Here is a 22,414-nt window from a genome sequence, read left to right on the forward strand (position 1 = left end):
ATGAACGCAACCCTCGTCGCCAAAGAGCTCGCCGCCGGCCGCGGCGACCGGTCCCTGTTCGCCGGGCTGGACCTCGTCGTCGCCCCCGGGGACGTGATCGGTCTCGTCGGAGCCAACGGAGCCGGCAAGTCCACGCTGCTGCGCTTGCTCGCGGGACTGGACACCGCCGAGCACGGGGGTGTCTCGCTCTCCCCGCCCACCGCGACCGTCGGCCACCTGCCGCAGGAGCCCGACCGGCGTCCGGGCGAGACCGTCCGCGCCTTCCTCGCGCGCCGCACCGGCGTGGCCGCCGCCCAGCAGGCCATGGACACCGCGACGCAGGCGCTCGTGGACGGCGCACCGGGCGCGGACGACGCCTACTCCGCCGCACTGGAGCGCTGGCTGGACCTCGGCGGCGCGGACCTCGACGAGCGGGCGGACGAGACGGCGGCCTCGCTCGGGCTCACCGTGGGGCTCGACCAGCCCATGACCTCGCTCTCCGGTGGCCAGGCGGCCCGCGCGGGACTCGCCTCGCTGCTGCTGTCCCGGTACGACGTGTTCCTCCTCGACGAGCCGACGAACGACCTGGACCTCGACGGCCTCGACCGTCTGGAGTCGTTCGTGCGGGGCCTGCGCGCCGGAACCGTCGTCGTGAGCCACGACCGCGAGTTCCTGACCCGGACGGTCACCAAGGTGCTGGAGCTCGACCTCGCGCAGCAGCAGGTCAACCTCTACGGCGGCGGGTACGCCGCGTACCTGGAGGAGCGGGCGACGACCCGCAGGCACGCCCGTGACGCCTACGAGGAGTTCGCGGACAAGAAGTCCGCGCTGGAGTCCCGCGCCCTGATGCAGCGCGCCTGGATGGACAAGGGCGTGAAGAGCGCCCGCCGCAAGGCCGGGGACAACGACAAGATCGGCAGGAAGTTCCGCAGCGACGCGAGCGAGAAGCAGGCCGCCAAGGCGCGCCAGACGCAGCGGATGATCGAGCGGCTGGACGTCGTCGAGGAGCCCCGCAAGGAGTGGGAGCTGCGGATGGAGATCGCCGCGGCCCCGCGCTCCGGCGCGGTCGTCGCCACACTGCGCGATGCGGTGGTCCGCCGCGGCGGCTTCTCCTTCGGCCCGGTCGCCATGCAGATCGACTGGGCGGACCGGGTCGCGGTGACCGGCCCGAACGGCGCCGGGAAGTCCACACTGCTCGCGGCACTCCTGGGCCGGCTCCCCCTGGACGAGGGTGAAGCCGCGCTCGGGCCGGGTGTCGTCGTCGGCGAGGTCGACCAGGCGCGGGCCCTCTTCCACGGCCCGGAGTCCCTGCTGGACGCATTCCGCACGGCCGTCCCGGAGACCGAACCGGTCGACATCCGCACCCTGTTGGCGAAGTTCGGACTCAAGGCCGACCACGTCGTGCGGCCGGCGGCGACACTGTCACCGGGCGAACGCACCCGGGCCGCGCTCGCCCTGCTCCAGGGCAAGGGCGTGAACCTGCTCGTCCTCGACGAACCCACCAACCACCTCGACCTGCCGGCGATCGAGCAGCTGGAGTCCGCCCTCGACTCCTACACGGGCACGCTGCTGCTGGTGACGCACGACCGCCGCATGCTGGACGCCGTGCGCACGACGCGGCGCATCGAGGTGGGGGACGGGAAGGTCACCGAGGCCTGACGTCGGCCGGATGAGGACGTTCACCGGGTCCTGACGTCGGCCGGGTCGTGACAGCGGCCGGATCCTGCGTTCATCGGTCGTGAAGGGGTGAGCGGCCGGGGACGGCCGCCGGACGGCCCGGCACGCCCGGCCCGGCACGTCCGCCCCGCCCCAGCCGGGCCGCTCGGGCGGGCCGCCGCACGGCCCGCCCGAGGTGTCCGCTCAGACGCTCCAGCGCAGCACGGCGCCCAGTCCGCCGACGGGGCCCTCGGCCGCCCCGGCGGGGACCATCAGGACCTCCGCGCTCGCCGCCGCGGCGGACCGCAGCAGAGCGTCGTCGGCCCGTGCCGTGACCGGCCTGGAGACGCCCATCGCCTGCACCTGACCGCGCTGCACGGCGACATCCTCCGCGCGCGGCCCGATCCAGACCTCCCGGCCGCCGTCGGGCGCGTCCTGGGAGAGCAGCAGGGTGGCCACCTGGTGGGTGCGTGCCGCGTCCACCAGGGCGGGCAGCCCCTCCGCGGCCTCGCCGGGACCGGTGTCGACCGAGGTGGCACGGTGCTCGCCCGGCCTTCCGCGTCCCATCCGGAACCGTCCGAGCGCCTCCTCCAGCCTGGCGCGTGCGTACTTCTCCTTGGCCTGCGCGATCTGCTCGTCCAGGTGCTGCGTCGACGCTCCGGGTGACCGGCTGCCGTTCTCGCTCTGGATCGTGGCGGTGCGGATGTGCTCGGGCAGCCGGTCGAAGACGGCCCTGCGCTCCCGGGGGTCCCCGGCCAGGATCAGCAGCTTGGCGCCGCTCTCGGGCCACTTTCGTGCGATCTCGTCGGCGATGAGCTCCGCGTTCTCCTTCCAGGCGTTCTCGACCTTGTTGTGGTACGTGTACTCGTACCGGTCCGCGGACAGGCCGCGGTGCAGCCGGCTGCGCAGCTCGTCGCCGTTCACCTCGCCCATGGTCCTGCGGTCGAGGGCGTCGCGTAGCTCCAGATCGGCGCCGGTACGGTCCACGTACGCGACCAGGCACGACGGCTCGTCCCCGCGGAGGAGGGCGAGCGGGGAGACGTGCGGCAGCACCGACCAGCCGGCCTCATTGGTGAGGGGCGGCACCATGAGCGGAACGTCGAGCACGACCTCGGCGCCCGTGGCGAACAGTGCCCGGCCGGGGGGCGTTCCGGTGACCGGTTGCCCGGCCAGGTGCTCCACCACCGCCCTGGTGGTGTAGGCATCGGCACCGGCGTCGATCAGCTGCGAAGCGACGGAACGCTCGCGGAGCTTCTGCATCTTGACCGGATCGTCGGTCGCGCGCGTGGTGTCGATGTAGACGGAGGCCCATGGCCCCGGACGTTCGAAGAGCGGTTTGAGAAAACCAAGTTCCATGATCTTCCCCCAGGCTCGCGAATGCGTACCACCAGATTACGGTGCTACGCGAATCGTGCTCACTTATAGGCGTGAACGTCCCCGTATTGCCGTGATCGCCCGTGATCCTCCTGTTCCCCGGCGAACCCCGGCAGCCTGTCGCACGGCTCACCGGAGACGAGCGCGGGGGACGGTGTGGCAGTGGATCCGCCGCCACACCGTCCCCCGCGGGCCGTGTCGTCCGTCAGCCGCGTCGGCCGCCGCCCGGCTTCGGGTCCAGCAGGCCGGCCTTGCGGAGGGCGTCCGCCATCGCGCTGTTCGCCGGGGCCGGGGCCTGGGATTGCCGGCCCGCGCCGCCGCCGCCTCCGCCGCCGCGGCGGTCCCGGCCGCCGCCCTGGCGCTGCTGGGGCGGCCGGCCGCCCTGGCCGCGCTCGCGGCGCTGGCCTCCGCCACCCGCGGACCGGTCCGCAGCCTCGTCGTCGAGGCGCAGCGTCAGCGAGATCCGCTTGCGCGGGATGTCGACGTCGAGCACCTTCACCTTCACGATGTCGCCCGGCTTCACCACGTCCCGCGGGTCCTTCACGAAGGTCCTGGACAGGGCGGAGACGTGCACCAGGCCGTCCTGATGGACGCCGATGTCCACGAACGCGCCGAACGCCGCGACATTGGTGACGACACCTTCCAGGACCATCCCGGGGGACAGGTCGCCGATCTTCTCGACGCCCTCCTTGAAGGTGGCGGTGCGGAACGCGGGCCGCGGGTCACGGCCGGGCTTCTCGAGTTCCCGGAGGATGTCGGTGACGGTGGGCAGACCGAAGGTCTCGTCCACGAAGTCCGTGGCCCGCAGGGACCGCAGCACGCTCGTGTTGCCGATCAGCGCGGCGACCTCGCTGCCCGCCGTCTTCACGATGCGGCGCACCACCGGATACGCCTCGGGGTGCACGCTGGAGGCGTCCAGCGGGTCGTCGCCGCGGATCCTGAGGAAGCCCGCGCACTGCTCGTAGGCCTTCGGGCCGAGCCGGGCCACGTTCCTGAGCTCCTTGCGGGAGCCGAACGGGCCGTTGGCGTCACGATGGGCGACGATGTTCTCCGCGAGGCCCGAGCTGATCCCCGACACCCGGGAGAGCAGCGGGGCGGACGCCGTGTTGACGTCCACGCCGACACCGTTCACACAGTCCTCGACGACCGCGTCGAGGGAACGGGACAGCTTCACCTCGGACAGGTCGTGCTGGTACTGACCGACACCGATCGACTTGGGGTCGATCTTCACCAGCTCCGCCAGCGGGTCCTGGAGCCGCCGTGCGATGGACACGGCGCCGCGCAACGACACGTCCAGGCCCGGGAGTTCCTGCGAGGCGAACGCCGAGGCCGAGTACACGGAGGCGCCCGCCTCCGAGACCATCACCTTGGTGAGCCCCAACTCGGGGTGCTTCGCGAGGAGTTCACCGGCCAGCTTGTCGGTCTCCCGGGACGCCGTGCCGTTGCCGACGGCGATCAGCTCGACCGAGTGCTCCTTCGCCAGCCGGGCCAGCCTGGACAGCGACTCGCCCCACTTGTTCTGCGGAACGTGCGGGTAGATCGTGTCCGTGGCGACGACCTTGCCCGTGGCGTCGACGACGGCGACCTTCACACCGGTACGGAAGCCGGGGTCCAGGCCCAGGGTGGCGCGGGTGCCGGCCGGGGCCGCGAGCAGCAGGTCCCGCAGGTTCGCGGCGAACACCTTGACCGCCTCGTCCTCGGCCGCGGTGCGCAGCCGCAGCCGCAGATCGAGACCGAGGTGCACCAGGATACGGGTGCGCCAGGCCCAGCGGACCGTGTCGAGGAGCCACTTGTCGCCCGGGCGGCCGCGGTCGGCGATCTCGAAGCGACGCGCCACCAGGCCCTCGTAGGTCGACGGTCCTTCGGTGGGCTCCTCCGGTTCCAGGACGAGGTCGAGGACGTCCTCCTTCTCGCCGCGCAGCATCGCCAGCACCCGGTGGGACGGCAGCGCGGTGAACGGCTCGGCGAAGTCGAAGTAGTCGGCGAACTTGGCGCCGGCCTCTTCCTTGCCCTCCCGGACCCGCGCGGCGAGCCTGCCCCGTGTCCACATGCGTTCGCGCAGGTCACCGATGAGATCGGCGTCCTCGGAGAACCGCTCGGTGAGGATCGCCCGGGCGCCCTCCAGCGCTGCCGCCGGGTCCGCGACGCCCCTGTCGGCGTCGACGAACGCGGCGGCGGCCGCGAGGGGTTCCACCGACGGGTCGCCGAGCAGGCCGTCGGCGAGCGGCTCCAGGCCCGCCTCACGGGCGATCTGCGCCTTGGTGCGCCGCTTCGGCTTGAACGGGAGGTAGATGTCCTCCAGCCGCGCCTTGGTGTCGGCGGCCCGGATCTGCGCCTCCAGTGCCTCGTCCAGCTTGCCCTGTTCCCGTACGGACTCCAGGATCGCCGTACGCCGCTCCTCCAGCTCCCGCAGATACCGCAGCCGTTCCTCGACCGTGCGCAGCTGCGCGTCGTCGAGCATCTCGGTCGCTTCCTTGCGGTAGCGGGCGATGAAGGGGACGGTCGAACCGCCGTCGAGCAGCTCGACGGCCGCCTTCACCTGCCGCTCCCTAACGCCGAGCTCCTCGGCGATCCTGCCTTCGATGGACGTCGTCACGGTCTTCCCGACTCGCCTTCTCGTACTGGCTGTGTTCAGCGTGCTGGCTGACTAGCGTGCATTCTGCCTGCATTCTGCCGTCGGACGGGTGCCGTGTCGCGGGTCCCCGGGGACCGCCCGTGTCAGCCGGTCAGGGCGGCCGGGAAGGCGCCCTCCGCCAGTGCGGACACGAGGAAGCCCCGGGACAGCTCGGTGAGGCGTTCGACACCTGCCGCGCCCAGGTGCTCGTAGGGGGTGCCGTCCAGCCGGTCCGTCTCCTCCTCCAGATCGCGCCGCAGCTCGGTGCCGGAGTCCGTCGCGGTGCCGTCCGCCTCCAGCAGGCCGCGGGCCCGGAGCCTGCCGACGGCGGCGTCCCAGTCGGCGCGGCTCCAGCCGCGGGTGGCGAGGATCCAGCGGACGGCCATGCCCTTGCCGGTCGCCGTGTGGCTGACCAGCGCCTCCAGCGGGTCGAGTCCGGCCAGGAGTAGTGCCGCGAGGTGGCCGTCACCGCGGTGCTCGCGCAGCAGCGTCGCGGCGTGCCAGTAGGCCAGGTGCGGCTGCTCGGGGACGGGCAGATCGGCGTGGGCGGAATAGAGCGGCCGGGCGTGTCGCGTGCAGGCCTCGGTGGCGCGCAGGGCGAGCTCTGCCGCCTCGGCCATCTCCGGGGCGTCGACGGCGTCGCCGAGCAGCCTCCGCAGGGTCGCGTCGGCTGCCCGGAGCCGGGCGTCGAGCACCGCTGCGGGCGTCGCGGTCCGCCAGACGGCGGGCACATGACGGGCGATCAGCTCGGGGTTGAAGTTGTAGAACGCGGCGGCGACGGCGCCGGCCCCGACCGCGCCCATGGCGGCGGCACGCGAGGCGAAGTAGGCCGCGCCGGGGTTGTCCACGCCCAGCGCGGCCATCTCCTCGGTGAAGTCGGGGGAGAAGTACAACGTCGAGTGGAGCCGATTGAGGTCGTTGTGACAGCGCCTGCCTGCATGTGCGGGAAGAGAAGTCATACCGACACGTTACCGACTGGTTGGTATGTCGGGAAGATCTGCGCCGGCCGAGCGCTGCCGGCCAGGCGCATGTGGCTGGCGCTGGGCGAGCTGGAGAAACTCGGGGTGGAACCCACCGGTGAGCGCGTCGTCCTGGACGGCAAGTACGTGACGCGGCAGGAGTCTCGTCGGGGATCGACATGGCCCCGCACCTCCTCGGCAGGATCGCCGGTGACGACACCGCCCGGACGGTGCAGCTGCTCACCGAGTACGACCCGCAGCCGCCGTACGACGCCGGTTCACCGGACAAGGCCCCCGGCCCCCACCGTCGCGTACTGGCGGGGCCGGGCCGAGGACGTCCTCGCCGATCGGCGCTGACTCCACCGGCGGGATCGTCGGTGCGCGCCGGTCCGCAGGCGGCGGCTACACGCTCCAGGTGAAGCGGGGAGCCCTGCGCTCCAGGAAGGCGGCGACCCCCTCGGCCGTGTCGCCGCCGGGCTCCGCCTGGGCCTTCGCCTGCTCGGCCCAGTACTCCTCGCGGTCCTCCGGGCCGGTCGCGAAGTCCTTGGCCGCCGCCTGGGTGAGCTGCGAACGCGAGGCCAGGATGCGGGCGAACTCCGTCACCCGCTGGTCGAGTCCGCCCGCGGGCAGCAGTTCGTCGATGAGCCCCGTCCGCAGCGCCCGCCCGGCGTCGATCAGCTCGGCGGAGAACAGCAGGTACTTCGCGGTGCCCGGCCCCACGAGCCCGACCAGCCGCCGGGTGGATGACACCGCATAGACGATCCCCAGCTTCGCGGGGGTCACCCCGAACGAGGCGCCCTCCTCCCCGAACCGCAGATCGCAGGCCGCCGCCAGCTGGCAGCCGCCGCCCACGCAGAATCCGCGCACGGCGGCGATCGTCGGTTTGGGGAAGGCGGCGAGGGCGTCCTCGGCGCGGACCGCGAGGTCCTGTGGCCCCACGCCCGGTTCGGGCTCGCGCAGGGTGGAGATGTCGGCACCGGCGCAGAAGGTGTCCCCGGCGCCCGTGAGGACCAGGACCCGGACGGCGGGGTCGGCGGCCAGCCGGTCCAACAGCGGCGGCAGCGCACGCCACATCGCCGTCGTCATCGCGTTGCGCTTCGCCGGGTTGCTGATGACGACGGTGGCGATGCCGTCGACGACGTCGTGGCCGAGGTGCGCGTGCTGGGGCTCCATGGGCCGGATGCTATCCGGGCCTGCCGAACCTATGATCGGGAAGGGGGCCGAGGAGCCGCGCGGCACGGGAGGCGCTCATGGCCGGAACTACCGGGGACCCGAAGAAGCCCACCGCCGGAACCACGGCGGACACGGCCGGTGCCGGGCCGGCTCAGGACCCGAGGAAGATGGCCCGCAACTACGGCGTCCTGGCCCTGCTCGGCGGGGTCCTGGTGGCCGGCGCCCTCGTCGGCCTGGTCTACGCGGCCGTCGCCACCCTGACCACCATGCTGCTGTTCGGCTGGCTGCTGCTGGTCTGCGGGCTGGTGGGCCTGCTGCACGCCGTCGAGTCCCGTGGCACCCCGTTCTTCTGGCTGGCCGCCGCGGTGGCCGCCCTCGACATCGCCGCCGGAGTCGTCGTCATCCGCCTGCCCGACGGAGCGGCGGAGTCACTGACGATGTTCGCGGCCCTGCTGTTCCTCGCGGCCGGGGTGTACCGGCTGGTGGGCGGCCTGGTGGTGCGCGGACCGCAGTTCGGCTGGACGCTCCTGCTGGGCGCCTTCGACGTGCTGCTGGCCGTACTGGTGCTCGGGCAGTGGCCGAGCACCAGCCGCTACGCGATCGGCACCTTCATCTCGCTGGCACTGCTCTTCGACGGCCTCGGCCTGATCGCCATCGGGATGGTCGGACGAAGAATCGTTCATCTGGTCGCCGTGACCGACACGGGCGGAAAGGGTTCCCAGAACAAGCAAGTTCGGTCATGAAAGGGACGATGGCGAGCGCAACCAGCCGCGTGTCGGAGATTTACGGGCGCTGACCCGGTACGGACCACCGCATTCCCACACTCGTCGTGTGGTGACAATCGAGCACGAGGGTGGGTGCCGGAACATGGAAGTCCGCGGGAGCGTCCCGCCCGATCCCGCGTCGTTCAGACCGATGCCGTACGAGGGGGCGTGGCGGTTCACCGCACCGGCCACCGACGCCTCCGTACCGCATGCCCGGCGCGCCGTACGGGAACTGCTGCACCGCCAGGGCGTGCCCGCCCACGACGACGTGGTCCACGGCCTGCTCGTGATCGTCTCCGAGCTGGTCACCAACGCGGTACGGCACGCTGCGCTGCTCTCGCCGGAGATCGCGGTCGAGGTCGCCGTGGGTGCCGAATGGGTCCGCGTGGCGGTCGAGGACAACCACCCCTACCGGCCCAAGGCCCTGGTCACCGACTACGGCCAGACCGGCGGCCGCGGACTGCTCCTCGTCAAGGAGATCACCCGGGAGGCGGGTGGGGTGTGCGACGTGGAACAGACCGCGAACGGCGGAAAGATCATCTGGGCGGCGCTGCCGCTCACCAGCCCGCTGCGGACCCCGTGAGCTCCCTGATCGCCGGGCGGGCCGCGTCCAGCACCGTCATGAACCACGCGGAGAACGGCGCCTGCGCGTGCCGCTCCGTCAGCTCCGCCGGTGTCACGAAGGCCGTCTCGCCGATCTCCTCCGGGTCGGGCCGCAGCGAGGACTGCACCAGGCCGACGAACAGGTGGTTGTACTCCTGCTCCACCAGACCGGACGCCGGGTCCGGATGGTTGTAGCGCACGGTTCCAGCCTCGGCGAGCAGCGACGGCGAGATCCCCAGCTCCTCGTAGGTGCGCCGGGCCGCCGCCGCGAACGGCGACTCGTCGGGATACGGGTGCCCACAGCAGGTGTTCGACCAGACGCCGGGGGAGTGGTACTTGCCCAGGGCCCGGCGCTGGATCAGCAGACGGCCCGAGGTGTCGAACAGGAACACCGAGAACGCCCGGTGCAGCAGACCGGGCGGCTGGTGGGCTGAGAGCTTCTCCGCGGTCCCGATGGTCTTGCCGTGTTCGTCGACCAGCTCGAGCATGATCGCTGCTGAGGTTCCGTTCGACGAACTGCTCGCCGCGGGTGCTGGTGTGGTCGGCATAACCATCCTTCGCTTCGATCCTGGCCGTGGGCGCCGGCCCCAAGTCTGCCGTACAAAAGCGGCTTGTCCGTACTTGACGATGTCCCGCATGTCCCGGACCCGCCGCGCGGGTGACGCTCCCGGGGACGCGGCACGCCGGAGACCCAAGGGGCGGGCCGCGGGATCAGGAGTCCCCGTGCGGCCGCAGGACGTAGCCGGTGTACCCGTACTCCGCCCCGTGCGCGTGCCGCAGCGCGATCTCCTCCCGCGTCGCGGCCAGCGCCTGCGCCATCCCCGGAGCCCTGGGATCGACGGTGTCGGCCCGCGCGGCGAGCGGGCCGTAGTACTCGGCCCAGTCGCTGTCCGGCATGTGGTGGACGCCCACCACGTCGTACCCGGCGGCCACCGCGGCAGCCGTGTTCTCGCCGGTCGAGCGCAGCGTGTAGTGGCGGTCCCAGAAGGCCCGGGCCGCATCCGACGGCGTCTCCGTCGTCCACTCGCACTCGGTCACCACCAGCGCCCCGCCGGGGGCGATCAGCCGCCGCCATACGCGCAGCGCCGTGTCGAAGCCGATCGCGTACGCGGAACTCTCGGCCCACAGCAGGTCGAAGGACCGGTCCGGGAGGGACAGCTCCGCCATGTCCTCGGTGACCGTCCGGATGGAGCCGGACAGGCCGCGTCGCTCCGCCTCCTGCCGCAGCTCCGCCAGGAACGGCTCGTGCAGGTCCACGGCGGTCACTTCGGCGTCTGCCTCCGCGGCCAGCAGCAGCGAGGCCCTGCCGGGCCCGCAGCCCAGGTCCAGTGCGCGCGGACGCGGCGGCACGGGACCCGCGAGCTCCAGCAGCCGGCGCGTCGTGGCGTCGGAACCGGGGCCCTGCCGGGGCAGCCCGTGGTGCAGGGCGAAGAACGCGTCGTACAGGGCGTTGTCGGTCACGCCTGAATCCTCACAGGATCGGGGTCGGCATCAGTGGCAGAGCTTCGCCTCGTGCGCGGCGTGTCCCGTCGGTTCCAGCTGGAAGGTGCAGTGCTCGACGTCGAAGTGGTCACCGAGGCAGCCCTGAAGATCATGGAGCATCTTCTCGTGCCCGATCGCGTCCAGCGTGTCGCTGCTCACCACGACATGCGCGGACAGCACCGGCATGCCGGAGGTGATCGTCCACGCATGGAGATCGTGCACGTCCTCCACCCCGGGCAGCGCCACGATGTGCGCCCGGACCTCGGCCATGTCCACGCCCTCCGGTGCGGCCTCCAGCAGCACGTTCAGCGTCTGGCGCAGCAGCTTCACCGTCCGCGGGACGATCATCAGGCCGATGGCAAGGGATGCGATCGGGTCGGCGGCCTGCCAGCCGGTCAGCAGGACCACGCCCGCCGAGACCAGCACCATGACCGAGCCCAGCGCGTCCGCCAGCACCTCCAGATAGGCGCCGCGGACGTTGAGGCTCTCCTGCTGGCCGCGCACCAGCAGCATCAACGACACCATGTTGGCGACCAGACCGACGGCGGCGAAGGCCAGCACCAGCCCGCCCCGGGTGTCGACGGGGTTGATGAACCGCTGGACCGCCTCGTACAGCAGATAGGCACCGACGCCGAGCAGCAGCAGACAGTTGGCCAGCGCGGCGAGGATCTCCGCCCGGGCGTAGCCGAAGGTGCGGTTCCCGCTCGGCGGCCGGTTCGCGAAGTGGATCGCGAGGAGCGCCATGGCGAGTCCCAGTCCGTCCGTCGCCATGTGCGCCGCGTCGGCGACCAGCGCGAGCGAGTCGGAGAGCACACCGCCGACGATCTCCAGGACCATCACCGACAGCGTGATCGTCAGCGCGATCCGGAGCCGGCCCCGGTAGGCGGCGGCGGCCGTCCCCGTCGGCGGCGGCCCGCCGTGCGTATGCCCGTGGTCGTGCCCAGCCCCCATGGAGACAGCCTCCTCCTTGCTCACCGGTCCCTTACGACACGCCAGTGAACTACGGGCAGGGGGTATGGGCAACACGGCACTGAACACCGTTGTCATATGCTCTGACCTGCAGAAATGCTTGCAGGTCAGAGCATCGGACGATCAGCCCCCGAAGGCCTCGGGGTGTCGCGCCCGCCAGCCCTCCCAGGCCGACTCCACCATCTCGCGCACCCCGCGCCGCGCCTTCCAGCCGAGCTTCTCCGTGAGCACGCCCGCGTCCGCCACGGCCTTCGCGGAGTCACCCGGACGGCGCGGTTCCACGACCGGTTCGATGCTGCTCCCCGTGACCTCGGCCACCAGATCCGCCAGCTCGCGGACCGAGACGCCCTCGCCTCGTCCCACGTTCAGCGTCAGATCACCCGGGCCGTCCTGGGCCGCGAGCCTGCGGGCCACCGCCAGATGGGCCTCGGCGAGGTCGGCGACATGGATGTAGTCACGGATGCAGGTGCCGTCCGGCGTCGGATAGTCGTCCCCGAAGATCCGCGGGGCCTCGCCGCGGGTGATCCGGTCGAAGAACATCGGGATCACGTTGGACACGCCCGTGTCCGTGAGCTCGGGCGCGGCCGCGCCCGCCGCGTTGAAGTAGCGCAGGCACGCCGTCGCCATGCCGTGCGCCCGGCCCGCGGAGCGGACCAGCCACTCACCGACCAGCTTGGTCTCGCCGTACGGGTTGATCGGCGCGCACGGGGTGTCCTCTGTGATGAGTTCCACGTCCGGAACGCCGTAGACGGCCGCCGAGGAGGAGAAGACGAAACGCTTCACGCCCGCCGCAGCCGCCGCCTCCAGCAGCACCGTGAGTCCGCACACATTCTCCCGGTAGTACAGGAGCGGCTGCTCGACGGACTCCGCTACCTGCTTCCTGGCCGCGAGATGCACCACGCCCGCCACCGCGTGCCGGGCCAGCGTCCGGTCCACCAACTCCCGGTCCGCCACGGCGCCGCGGACCAGCGGAACCCCGGAGGGAAGGCGGTCGGGCACGCCGGACGACACGTCGTCGAGGACGACGACGCGCTCACCCGCCTCGACCATCACCCGCGCGACATGTGCGCCGATGTAACCCGCTCCGCCTGTGATCAGCCATGTCATACGGGCCACCCTAGGGGGTGTCCCGCACCCGGACGTCCGGCGGCGGGTTTGTGGGCCGCCGCGTTGATCGACCATGATGACCCGGGCGTGTCGCCCTCGCGGCGCCACCGATACCCTCTGCCGACGTGCCGCCCCCGAGCCGGGCCGAGCCGGATCCAGCCGTGTCAGCGCCAAGGAGTGAGTTCGTCTGTCGACCGCCATCCTCACCGGTCCGCCGGTACCCGGATCGCCGCTCGAAGCCGAGCTTCGGTCGCTGGGCTTCGAAGTGCGGACCGCCGCGGAGACCGGGGACGCCGCCGCGCTCCTGGCCGCCGTGCCGTCCGGTGACCGCGTAGCCCTCGTCGACGCCCGTTTCGTCGGCCACGTCCACGCCCTGCGCCTCGCCCTCACCGACCCGCGCTTCGCCGCCGCCGCGATCCCGGGCGCGCTGACGGCACAGCCCTCCGAGCGGCCCGCGCTGGCCTCCGCCCTCGCGTCCGTCGTCGGCTCCGCTGCCGCCGTGCCGCCCGCCGCCCGGCAGGGGCACGACGCGGACCCCGAGCGAACCGGGGACGCCCCCGCACCGGCCGCCGGTGCCCGGGCGAGCGCGGCCGGCCCGGCCGCCGCGCCGGGCTCGCTGCCCGATCTGCTCGCGGCACGGCTGGAGGACCAGGGCACCGGCGTGCACCGGCCCGAGCTGGGCTCGCTCGTCGGGACCGTCCCCGTGGACGAGGCCGGCCGGGAATCCGCACGGGCCGCCGTCGCCGCCGTCGACGAGGAGGCCGTGCGGCTGCGTTCCGCGGTGAAGTCCCGGGACGGCTTCTTCACCACCTTCTTCATCAGCCCGTACTCGCGCCACATCGCGCGCTGGTGCGCCCGCCGCGGTCTCACTCCCAACCAGGTCACCACCGCTTCCCTGCTCACCGCGCTGATCGCGGCGGGATGCGCGGCGACCGGCACCCGGGGCGGGTTCGTCGCCGCCGGCGTACTGCTGATCCTGTCGTTCGTGCTGGACTGCGCCGACGGGCAGCTCGCCCGGTACGCGCTGAAGTACTCGACGCTCGGCGCCTGGCTGGACGCCACCTTCGACCGGGCCAAGGAGTACGCCTTCTACGCCGGCCTGGCGCTCGGTGCGGCCCGCGACGGCGACGACGTCTGGGCGCTCGCCCTCGGCGCGATGATCCTCCAGACCTGCCGGCACATCGTCGACTTCTCGTTCAACGAGGCCAACCACGACGCCACGGGCAACACCAGCCCCACCGCCGCGCTCTCCGACCGCCTCGACAGCGTCGGCTGGACGGTCTGGGTACGCCGCATGATCGTGCTCCCGATCGGCGAGCGCTGGGCCATGATCGCCGTGCTCACCGCCGTCACCACCCCCCGCATCACGTTCTACGCACTGATCGTCGGCTGCGCGTTCGCCGCCTGCTACACCACGGCAGGCCGCGTCCTGCGCTCGCTCACCCGCAAGGCCCGGCGCACGGACCGCGCGGCCGCCGCGCTCGCCGACCTGGCGGACACCGGACCCCTGGCAGGAGCGATCGCCCACGCGGCCGCACGTCCCGCCCGCCGCCTCCCCTCCTTCGCCCCGTTGGCACTCGCCCTCCTGGGGGCCGTCGCCGTCACCGCCACGGCCCTCCTGGCGCCCTTCGGCACCTGGTGGCCGGTCGTCGCCGCGGCCGGATACGTCCTCACCTCGGGCCTCGCGGTGGCCCGCCCGCTCAAGGGCGCCCTCGACTGGATGGTCCCGCCGGTCTTCCGCGCCGCCGAGTACGGCACGATCCTGGTCCTCGCCGTGAAATCGGGCGTCCCGGGCGCTCTTCCCGCCGCATTCGGGCTGGTCGCGGCCGTCGCCTACCATCACTACGACACGGTGTACCGCATCCGCGGTGGCACCGGCGCGCCGCCGCGGTGGCTGGTGCAGACGGCCTGCGGTCACGACGGCCGGACGGTCCTCGTCACCCTGCTGGCCGCTGTGTGGGCGCCCGTCGACTTCGCGCGCGGGCTCACCGCCCTCGCGGTGGTCCTGGCACTGGTGGTGCTCGTGGAGTCCATCCGCTTCTGGGTGTCGTCCGGAGCACCCGCCGTACACGACGAAGGAGAACCCGCATGATCGGCCTCGTACTGGCAGCCGGTGCCGGACGGCGTCTGCGCCCCTACACCGACACGCTTCCGAAGGCCCTCGTGCCCGTGGACGGCGACACCACCGTCCTCGACCTCACCCTCTCCAACTTCGCCGCGGTCGGCCTCACCGAGGCCGCGATCGTCGTCGGCTTCCGCAAGGAGGCCGTGTACGAGCGCAAGGAGGCCCTGGAGGCCGAGTACGGCCTGCGCCTCACCCTGATCGACAACGACAAGGCCGAGGAGTGGAACAACGCCTACTCCCTCTGGTGCGCCCGTGAGGTCCTGGGGCGGGGCGTCATCCTCGCCAACGGCGACACGGTCCACCCGGTCTCCGTCGAGAAGACCCTGCTGGCCGCCCGCGGCGACGGCCGGAGGATCATCCTCGCCCTCGACACGGTGAAGAAGCTCGCCGACGAGGAGATGAAGGTCATCACCGAGGACGGTCTCGGTGTGCGCCGCATCACCAAGCTGATGGACCCGGCCGCCGCGACCGGCGAGTACATCGGCGTCACCCTCATCGAGCCGGAGGCCGCCGCCGACCTCGCCGACGCGCTGAAGGCCACCTTCGAGCGCGACCCCGACCTCTACTACGAGGACGGCTACCAGGAGCTGGTCGACCGCGGCTTCACCGTCGACGTGGCACCCATCGGGGACGTCAAGTGGGTCGAGATCGACAACCACGACGACCTCGCGAAGGGCCGTGAGATCGCGTGCCTGTACTGACCCGGCTCATCCCGTCCCCGGTCGTCGTCGACATCCGCCCGGGGGCCCTGGACGACCTGGTCGCGCTCCTCGCCGACCAGCGGATCTCGGCGTCCGGCCGGCTGGCCTTCGCGATCAGCAACGGCTCCGGGCAGGCGCTGCGGGAGAAGTTCGCCCCGCTGCTGCCCGACGCCGACTGGTACGAGGTCGCGGGCGGCACCATCGACGCCGCGGTCGAGCTCGCCGACGGCATCAAGGGCAAGCGGTACGACGCGGTCGTCGGCCTCGGCGGCGGCAAGATCATCGACGTTGCCAAGTACGCCTCGGCCCGGGTGGGCCTGCCCATGGTGGCCGTCGCGACGAACCTCGCGCACGACGGACTGTGCTCCCCGGTCGCGACGCTTGACAACGACAACGGACGCGGCTCGTACGGAGTCCCCACGCCGATCGCCGTGGTCATCGACCTCGACGTCATCCGCGAGGCCCCGGTCCGCTTCGTCCGGGCCGGCATCGGCGACACGATCTCCAACATCTCCGCCATCGCGGACTGGGAGCTGTCCCACCGGATCACGGGCGAGCCGGTCGACGGACTGGCCGCCGCCATGGCCCGCACCGCCGGCGAGTCCGTGCTGCGCCACCCCGGCGGCGTGGACGACGACGGCTTCCTCACGGTCCTCGCCGAAGGCCTGGTGCTGACCGGCATCTCCATGTCGATCAGCGGCGACACCCGGCCGTCGTCGGGCGCCTGCCACGAGATCAGCCACGCCTTCGACCTGCTCCACCCCAGGCGCTGCGCGCTGCACGGCGAGCAGGTCGGGATGGGCGCGGCCTTCGCGATGCACCTGCGCGGCGCCCGCGAGGAGTCGGTGCTCTTCGCCGACGTGCTGCGCAGACACGGTCTGCCGGTGCTCCCCGAGGAGATCGGCTTCTCGGCCGAGGAGTTCGTACAGGCCGTGGAGTACGCACCGCAGACCCGGCCCGGGCGCTTCACGATCCTCGAGCACCTCGACCTCTCCACCGACCAGATCAGGGACGCGTACGCCGACTATGCCAAGACCATCCGTAGCTGAGCTCCGTCCGGTCGTGCACCCGGCGGGTGTCAAGGACCGGCGCAGCGGTGAGCACTGGGGCGGGCGCCTCTACATGCGGGAGATCTCCCTGCGTGTCACCCGCGTCCTGGTCACCACCGGGGTCACGCCGAACCAGCTGACCTACCTGATGACCCTGGCCGGTGTCCTGGCCCTGCCCGCCCTGCTGGTGCCGGGCATCTGGGGCGCCGTGCTCGGCGTCGTCATGGTCCAGCTCTACCTGCTGCTGGACTGCGTGGACGGCGAGGTCGCCCGCTGGAAGAAGCAGTACTCGCTATCCGGCGTGTACCTGGACCGGGTCGGCGCCTACCTGTGCGACGCGGCGGTCCTGGTGGGTCTCGGCCTGCGCGCCGCGGACCTGTGGGGCGGCGGCCGCATCGACTGGCTGTGGGCCTTCCTCGGCACCCTCGCCGCGGTCGGCGCGATCCTGATCAAGGCCGAGACCGACCTGGTCGGTGTCGCACGGCACCAGGGCGGTCTGCCGCCGGTCAAGGAGGCGGCGGCCGAGCCGCGCTCGTCCCGCCTCGCGCTGGCCCGCCGGGCCGCCGCCGCGCTGAAGTTCCACCGGCTGGTCCTCGGCATCGAGGCCTCGCTGCTCATCCTGGTGCTCGCCGTCCTCGACGCGGTCCGGGGCGACCTGTTCTTCACCCGCCTCGGCGTCGCCGTGCTGGCCGGCATCGCACTGCTCCAGGCCGTGCTGCACCTGGTGTCCATCCTCGCTTCGAGCAGGCTGAGGTGAGCGCCGTGCAGCAGTCCCCCGGGGGGTGCCCCCTCAAGCTCGGTGCCGTCGTCATCACCATGGGCAACCGCCCCGACGACCTGAAGGCGCTACTGGACTCGGTCGCCGCGCAGGAGGGCGACCCGGTCGAGGTCGTGGTGGTCGGCAATGGCGCTCCCGTGGGCGACGTGCCCCCGGGCGTCCGGACCGTGGAGCTGCCGGAGAACCTCGGTATCCCGGGCGGCCGCAACGCGGGCATCGAGGCCTTCGGCCCCGGCGGCGCCGACGTCGACGCCCTGCTGTTCCTCGACGACGACGGGCGGCTGCCCCGCACCGACACCGCGCGGCTGGTCCGCGAGGCGTTCGCGGCGGACCGGGAGCTCGGCATCATCAGCTTCCGCATCGCCGACCCGGACACCGGCGTCACCCAGCGCAGGCACGTCCCGCGGCTGCGCGCCTCGGACCCGATGCGCTCCTCCCGCGTCACCACCTTCCTCGGCGGTGCGAACGCGGTGCGCACCAAGGTGTTCGCCGAGGTCGGCGGGCTCCCGGACGAGTTCTTCTACGCCCACGAGGAGACCGATCTCGCCTGGCGGGCCCTTGACGCCGGGTGGCTGATCGACTACCGCGCGGACATGGTCCTGCACCATCCGACGACGGCACCGTCCCGGCACGCGGTCTACCACCGTATGGTGGCCCGTAACCGGGTCTGGCTGGCGCGGCGCAATCTGCCCGCTCCGCTCGTTCCGGTGTACGTCGGCGTGTGGCTGCTGCTGACGCTGGCCAGACGGCCTTCGCTGCCGGCCCTCAAGGCGTGGTTCGGCGGATTCAAGGAAGGCTGGACGTCCCCGTGCGGGCCCCGGAGGCCCATGCGGTGGCGCACGGTGTGGCGGCTGACCCGGCTGGGCCGGCCTCCCGTCATCTGACAAGCTCGGTTGACAAGCTCGGCCCGAGAACTGGCTGGGGGTACCTCCCGGCAGGAGCCGGGGGAGCGCCCTGAAGACGAAAGTTTCAACTGGTGACTGACACGACCCATCAGGGAGCGGTCGCGACGATCGCCCCGCCCTCGCCGGACGACGGCCTGTCCGCGGCGGAGCTGGCTGCGAAGTACGGCCTGTCCGTGAGCGGTGCCCGCCCGGGCCTGGCCGACTACGTACGGGAGCTGTGGGGACGCCGCCACTTCATCCTGGCCTTCTCGCAGGCCAAGCTGACCGCCCAGTACAGCCAGGCCAAGCTCGGCCAGCTGTGGCAGGTGGTGACACCGCTGCTCAACGCCCTGGTGTACTACCTGATCTTCGGGCTGATCCTGAACTCCGGCCGGGGCATGACCAAGGACGTGTTCATCCCCTTCCTGGTGACCGGCGTCTTCGTCTTCACGTTCACCCAGAGCTCGGTGATGGCCGGTGTCCGGGCGATCTCCGGAAACCTCGGTCTGGTCCGCGCCCTGCACTTCCCGCGTGCCGCGCTTCCCGTCTCGTTCGCGCTGCAGCAGCTCCAGCAGCTGCTGTTCTCGATGGGCGTGCTGATCGTCATCGCGGTCGCGTTCGGCAGCTACCCGTCGCTGTCGTGGCTGCTGATGGTGCCGGTCCTCGCGCTGCAGTTCGTGTTCAACACCGGCCTGGCCCTGATGGTGGCCCGGATGGGCAGCAAGACGCCCGACCTCGCCCAGCTGATGCCGTTCATCATGCGCACCTGGATGTACGCCTCCGGCGTCATGTTCAGCATCCCGGTGATGCTGAAGGGCAAGCCCGAGTGGATCGCGGACATCCTGCAGTGGAACCCGGCCGCCGTGTACATGGACCTCGTGCGCTTCGCCCTGATCGACGGGTACGGCTCGGAGAACCTGCCCCCGCACGTCTGGGCGGTCGCGGGCGGCTGGGCGCTGCTCGTGGGCGTCGCAGGGTTCGTGTATTTCTGGAAGGCGGAGGAACGGTACGGCCGTGGCTGACGACAAGAACCTGCAGCACGAGGACGCAAGCCGCGTCCCCACCGTCATCGCCGAGGACGTCCACATCGTCTACCGGGTGCACGGCGGAGCGGGCGGCAAGGGCAGCGCCACCGCGGCCCTCAGCCGCATCGTCAAGCGCAGCGAGACCCCCGGTATCCGCAAGGTCCACGCGGTGCGCGGCGTCTCCTTCACCGCGTACCGGGGCGAGGCCATCGGACTGATCGGGACCAATGGTTCCGGGAAGTCCACCCTGCTCCGGGCCATCGCGGGTCTCCTGCCCACCGAGAGCGGCAAGGTCTACACGGACGGCCAGCCCTCGCTGCTGGGTGTGAACGCCGCGCTGATGAACGACCTGACGGGCGAGCGGAACGTCATCCTCGGCGGCCTGGCCATGGGCATGTCGCGTGAGGAGATCCGCGAGCGCTACCAGGAGATCGTCGACTTCTCCGGCATCAACGAGAAGGGCGACTTCATCACGCTGCCGATGCGCACCTACTCCTCCGGTATGTCGGCGCGGCTGCGGTTCTCCATCGCCGCGGCCAAGAACCACGACGTGCTGATGATCGACGAGGCGCTCGCCACCGGTGACCGCAAGTTCCAGATCCGCTCCGAGGAGCGCATCCGGGAGCTGCGCAAGGAGGCCGGTACGGTCTTCCTGGTCAGCCACAGCAACAAGTCGATCAGGGACACCTGCGACCGGGTGCTGTGGCTGGAGAAGGGCGAGCTGCTGATGGACGGCCCGACCGACGAGGTCCTGAGGGCCTACGAGAAGGAGACCGGCCGCTAGAGGGTGCCCTGCCCCCTCCGGCACCCGCACCTGCCTCCCTCGGCCCCCACCGGCCCCGCCCGGAGGGGGCCGAGACGTGCCGGCAGGGGTCGGCTCGACCGGCAGCCGTCAACTGGCGTGTGGGCGGAGCGGGTTGGCCGCCGACGGCTGCTCCTGGAGGGCACCCGTACCCCGGCGGGCCGCGTGGCGGGGCGCAACGTAAGCTGTACCGGTGCTGATTCATGACAAGTGGGGCGATATCACCCCCGGGCGACCCTGCCCGGGGGCGGAGTCCACTCGGCAGGAGCGGCGGCGTGTCCGAAATAGGATGTTTTGGGTCAGCAGTGTAGAACGGGAGATGTGACGGCCATGGTTACGGGAACTCTCGGGCGCCGAGACGCGTGCGCCGTCGCCGCGCCGGGCAGTCCGCGGTGACCGGTTCCCGGGACGTGCGCACCGAACCCTCCGCGCGCACCACGCTCGACAAGGCCGCGCACGAGAACTTCCCCGTGGCCCCCTTCTTCCTGCCCCGCGTCTGGCGCGACGACCTCATGGCCGTCTACGGCTTCGCCCGGCTCGTGGACGACATCGGCGACGGCGACCTCGCCCCCGGCGGCGGCGATGCACGGCACCTCGGCGTCGGCCCCGACCGCGCGGAGGACCCCGTCGCCCTGCTCGACGCCCTCGAGACCGACCTCCACCGCGTCTTCGAAGCCGGCCCTGACCGCCCCCGCCACCCCCTGCTGCGCGAGCTGGTCCCGACGGTGCAGCGCTGCGGGCTCACCCCCGAACCGTTCCTCGGGCTGATCGGGGCCAACCGCCAGGACCAGCTCGTCCGCCGCTACGAGACCTTCGACGACCTCGTCGCGTACTGCGAGCTCTCGGCGAACCCCGTCGGCCGGCTGGTCCTCGCCGTCACCGGCACCGCCAGCCCCGAGCGCATCCGCCGCTCCGACGACATCTGCACCGCCCTGCAGATCGTCGAGCACATCCAGGACGTCTCGGAGGACCTCGGCCGCGATCGCGTCTATCTGCCGGCCGAGGACATGAAACGCTTCGACGTCACCGAGGCCGACCTCGCCGCCCCCACCGCCGGTGCCGCGGTGCGCGCACTCGTCGCCTTCGAGGCCGGACGTGCCCGCCGGCTGCTCGACGACGGCACTCCCCTGGTGGCCGGCGTCCACGGCAGGCTCAGGCTGCTGCTCGCCGGGTTCGTGGCGGGAGGGCGTGCCGCCCTCGACGCCGTGGCCGCCGCCGGCCACGACGTACTCCAGGGTTCTCCCAAGCCCACCAAGCCAGGCCTGCTGCGCGAGGTGGGAACCGTCCTGCGCACAGCGCACAGAAAGGGGTGAGCCCGACCGTGGAGGGATCCGCGCCCGTTTCCGCGCCGGTACAGGCCGCGTACGGCTACTGCGAGGCCGTGACCGCAAGCCAGGCCCGCAACTTCGCCTACGGCATCAGGCTGCTGCCCGCCGACAAGCGGCAGGCCATGTCGGCTCTCTACGCCTTCTCCCGGCGGGTCGACGACATCGGCGACGGCTCGCTCCCGCAGGACGCCAAGCAGCAGCGGCTGGAATTCACCCGCGACGTCCTCCACCGCATCCGGAAGGGGGCCGTCCAGGAGGACGACACCGACCCGGTCGCGGTGGCCCTCGCGCACGCGGCGGAACGCTTCCCCATCCCGCTGGAGGCCCTCGACGAACTCATCGACGGCGTTCTGATGGACGTCCGCGGCGAGACCTACGAGACCTGGGACGACCTCAAGGTCTACTGCCGGTGCGTGGCCGGCGCCATCGGACGGCTCTCGCTCGGTGTGTTCGGCACCCAGCCCGGCGCGCACGGCGCGGAGCGCGCCCCCGAGTACGCGGACACGCTCGGCCTCGCCCTGCAACTCACCAACATCCTCAGGGACCTTCGCGAGGACGCCGGCAACGGCCGGATCTATCTGCCCGGTGACGACCTCGCCAAGTTCGGCTGCTCCGCAGGCTTCGACAGCAACAGGCCGCCCGCCGGCTCCGACTTCGCGGGACTGGTGCACTTCGAAGTCCGCCGCGCCCGCGCCCTGTTCGCCGAGGGCTACCGGCTCCTGCCCATGCTCGACCGCCGCAGCGGAGCCTGCGTCGCGGCCATGGCCGGCATCTACCGGCGCCTCCTCGACCGCATCGAGCGGGACCCCGGGTCCGTGCTGCGCGGACGGGTCTCCCTCCCCGGACGCGAGAAGGCCTACGTCGCCGTACGCGGTCTGTCCGGGATCGACGCCCGGAACCTCTCCCGCCGGGTCGCCAGGAGGCGGGTGTGATGCCCGGGGCCCCGCGAGCCGGCACGCGTCGCGGAGTACCGGCCCCGCACCCGGCACGACAGGACGCGACACGCCGCGCACGGTTCGCGCCGCGGACCGCTCCGGGTGAT

General features: G+C 72.0%; 19 protein-coding genes and 2 pseudogenes. 13 read left to right on the forward strand and 8 right to left on the reverse strand.

Annotation, left to right across the window (positions count from 1 at the left end):
- Complete coding sequence (locus tag ACZ4Z5_RS05295) at positions 1 to 1,638, forward strand: ABC-F family ATP-binding cassette domain-containing protein (RefSeq protein ID WP_468256901.1); 1,638 nt, start codon at positions 1 to 3, stop codon at positions 1,636 to 1,638.
- Positions 1,639 to 1,839: 201 nt separating this feature from the next.
- On the opposite strand, the gene ACZ4Z5_RS05300 is transcribed toward ACZ4Z5_RS05295, so the two are convergent.
- From ACZ4Z5_RS05300 to ACZ4Z5_RS05310, 3 genes are all read right to left on the reverse strand, one after another.
- A complete protein-coding gene (locus ACZ4Z5_RS05300) occupies positions 1,840 to 2,991 on the reverse strand; it encodes a baeRF2 domain-containing protein (RefSeq protein ID WP_468256903.1) in 1,152 nt (383 codons plus the stop codon).
- A gap of 223 nt (positions 2,992 to 3,214) precedes the next feature.
- Positions 3,215 to 5,605 carry a Tex family protein gene (locus ACZ4Z5_RS05305; RefSeq protein WP_468256905.1) on the reverse strand — a complete coding sequence of 797 codons (2,391 nt, stop codon included), beginning with the start codon at positions 5,603 to 5,605 and terminating at the stop codon, positions 3,215 to 3,217.
- Positions 5,606 to 5,727: 122 nt separating this feature from the next.
- Complete coding sequence (locus tag ACZ4Z5_RS05310; RefSeq protein WP_468256908.1) at positions 5,728 to 6,582, reverse strand: SCO6745 family protein; 855 nt, start codon at positions 6,580 to 6,582, stop codon at positions 5,728 to 5,730.
- Positions 6,583 to 6,654: 72 nt separating this feature from the next.
- Between ACZ4Z5_RS05310 and ACZ4Z5_RS05315 the strand changes: the two are divergent.
- A pseudogene (locus ACZ4Z5_RS05315) lies at positions 6,655 to 7,001 on the forward strand (hypothetical protein); the annotation flags it as partial.
- On the opposite strand, the gene ACZ4Z5_RS05320 reads toward ACZ4Z5_RS05315, so the two are convergent.
- Positions 6,985 to 7,755, reverse strand: coding sequence for an enoyl-CoA hydratase/isomerase family protein (locus tag ACZ4Z5_RS05320; protein WP_468256910.1), 771 nt, complete (start codon positions 7,753 to 7,755; stop codon positions 6,985 to 6,987). The pseudogene ACZ4Z5_RS05315 and the gene ACZ4Z5_RS05320 overlap by 17 nt on opposite strands.
- 77 nt (positions 7,756 to 7,832) lie before the next feature.
- On the opposite strand from ACZ4Z5_RS05320, the gene ACZ4Z5_RS05325 reads away from it, so the two are divergent.
- Both ACZ4Z5_RS05325 and ACZ4Z5_RS05330 read left to right on the forward strand, forming a co-directional pair.
- Positions 7,833 to 8,498, forward strand: coding sequence for an HdeD family acid-resistance protein (locus ACZ4Z5_RS05325; protein WP_468256913.1), 666 nt, complete (start codon positions 7,833 to 7,835; stop codon positions 8,496 to 8,498).
- Between the two features lie 124 nt (positions 8,499 to 8,622).
- A complete protein-coding gene (locus ACZ4Z5_RS05330) occupies positions 8,623 to 9,102 on the forward strand; it encodes an ATP-binding protein (protein ID WP_468257670.1) in 480 nt (159 codons plus the stop codon).
- Here ACZ4Z5_RS05330 and idi read toward each other — a convergent pair.
- The 4 genes and pseudogenes from idi to galE all read right to left on the reverse strand — a co-directional run bounded on the left by idi (position 9,077) and on the right by galE (position 12,680).
- A complete protein-coding gene (gene idi / locus ACZ4Z5_RS05335; RefSeq protein ID WP_468256916.1) occupies positions 9,077 to 9,670 on the reverse strand; it encodes an isopentenyl-diphosphate Delta-isomerase in 594 nt (197 codons plus the stop codon). The two genes, ACZ4Z5_RS05330 and idi, sit on opposite strands and share 26 nt — an antisense overlap.
- A 178-nt stretch (positions 9,671 to 9,848) precedes the next feature.
- Positions 9,849 to 10,583 (reverse strand): annotated as a pseudogene (locus ACZ4Z5_RS05340) (SAM-dependent methyltransferase); the annotation flags it as partial.
- A 30-nt stretch (positions 10,584 to 10,613) separates the two neighbouring features.
- On the reverse strand, positions 10,614 to 11,555 hold the full coding sequence (locus ACZ4Z5_RS05345; RefSeq protein WP_468256919.1) for a cation diffusion facilitator family transporter: 942 nt from the start codon (positions 11,553 to 11,555) through the stop codon (positions 10,614 to 10,616).
- A 141-nt stretch (positions 11,556 to 11,696) separates the two neighbouring features.
- Positions 11,697 to 12,680 carry a UDP-glucose 4-epimerase GalE gene (galE, locus tag ACZ4Z5_RS05350; protein ID WP_468256922.1) on the reverse strand — a complete coding sequence of 328 codons (984 nt, stop codon included), beginning with the start codon at positions 12,678 to 12,680 and terminating at the stop codon, positions 11,697 to 11,699.
- 187 nt (positions 12,681 to 12,867) lie between these two features.
- Here galE and ACZ4Z5_RS05355 point away from each other — a divergent pair, with 187 nt between their 5' ends.
- The 9 genes from ACZ4Z5_RS05355 to hpnD all read left to right on the forward strand — a co-directional run bounded on the left by ACZ4Z5_RS05355 (position 12,868) and on the right by hpnD (position 22,304).
- On the forward strand, positions 12,868 to 14,772 hold the full coding sequence (locus tag ACZ4Z5_RS05355; RefSeq protein ID WP_468257673.1) for a DUF5941 domain-containing protein: 1,905 nt from the start codon (positions 12,868 to 12,870) through the stop codon (positions 14,770 to 14,772).
- Positions 14,769 to 15,506 carry a phosphocholine cytidylyltransferase family protein gene (locus ACZ4Z5_RS05360; RefSeq protein WP_468256925.1) on the forward strand — a complete coding sequence of 246 codons (738 nt, stop codon included), beginning with the start codon at positions 14,769 to 14,771 and terminating at the stop codon, positions 15,504 to 15,506. Before ACZ4Z5_RS05355 ends, ACZ4Z5_RS05360 begins: the two co-directional genes overlap by 4 nt.
- A complete protein-coding gene (locus ACZ4Z5_RS05365; RefSeq protein ID WP_468256928.1) occupies positions 15,494 to 16,555 on the forward strand; it encodes an iron-containing alcohol dehydrogenase family protein in 1,062 nt (353 codons plus the stop codon). The genes ACZ4Z5_RS05360 and ACZ4Z5_RS05365 overlap by 13 nt, the downstream gene beginning before the upstream one ends.
- Complete coding sequence (locus tag ACZ4Z5_RS05370) at positions 16,533 to 17,312, forward strand: CDP-alcohol phosphatidyltransferase family protein (RefSeq protein WP_468256930.1); 780 nt, start codon at positions 16,533 to 16,535, stop codon at positions 17,310 to 17,312. The genes ACZ4Z5_RS05365 and ACZ4Z5_RS05370 overlap by 23 nt, the downstream gene beginning before the upstream one ends.
- A 59-nt stretch (positions 17,313 to 17,371) precedes the next feature.
- On the forward strand, positions 17,372 to 18,217 hold the full coding sequence (locus ACZ4Z5_RS05375) for a glycosyltransferase family 2 protein (RefSeq protein WP_468257676.1): 846 nt from the start codon (positions 17,372 to 17,374) through the stop codon (positions 18,215 to 18,217).
- 92 nt (positions 18,218 to 18,309) lie between these two features.
- Positions 18,310 to 19,239: an ABC transporter permease gene (locus ACZ4Z5_RS05380; RefSeq protein WP_468256932.1), complete on the forward strand. Its 930-nt coding sequence runs from the start codon at positions 18,310 to 18,312 to the stop codon at positions 19,237 to 19,239.
- Positions 19,232 to 20,026 (forward strand): ABC transporter ATP-binding protein, encoded by a 795-nt coding sequence (locus ACZ4Z5_RS05385; RefSeq protein WP_468256935.1) that lies wholly within the window; start codon positions 19,232 to 19,234, stop codon positions 20,024 to 20,026. The genes ACZ4Z5_RS05380 and ACZ4Z5_RS05385 overlap by 8 nt, the downstream gene beginning before the upstream one ends.
- Before the next feature lie 428 nt (positions 20,027 to 20,454).
- Complete coding sequence (hpnC, locus tag ACZ4Z5_RS05390; RefSeq protein WP_468256937.1) at positions 20,455 to 21,357, forward strand: squalene synthase HpnC; 903 nt, start codon at positions 20,455 to 20,457, stop codon at positions 21,355 to 21,357.
- Positions 21,354 to 22,304, forward strand: coding sequence for a presqualene diphosphate synthase HpnD (hpnD, locus tag ACZ4Z5_RS05395; RefSeq protein ID WP_468256940.1), 951 nt, complete (start codon positions 21,354 to 21,356; stop codon positions 22,302 to 22,304). Before hpnC ends, hpnD begins: the two co-directional genes overlap by 4 nt.
- Positions 22,305 to 22,414: the final 110 nt, after the last annotated feature.

Source organism: Streptomyces sp. NPDC030222 (assembly GCF_055573115.1).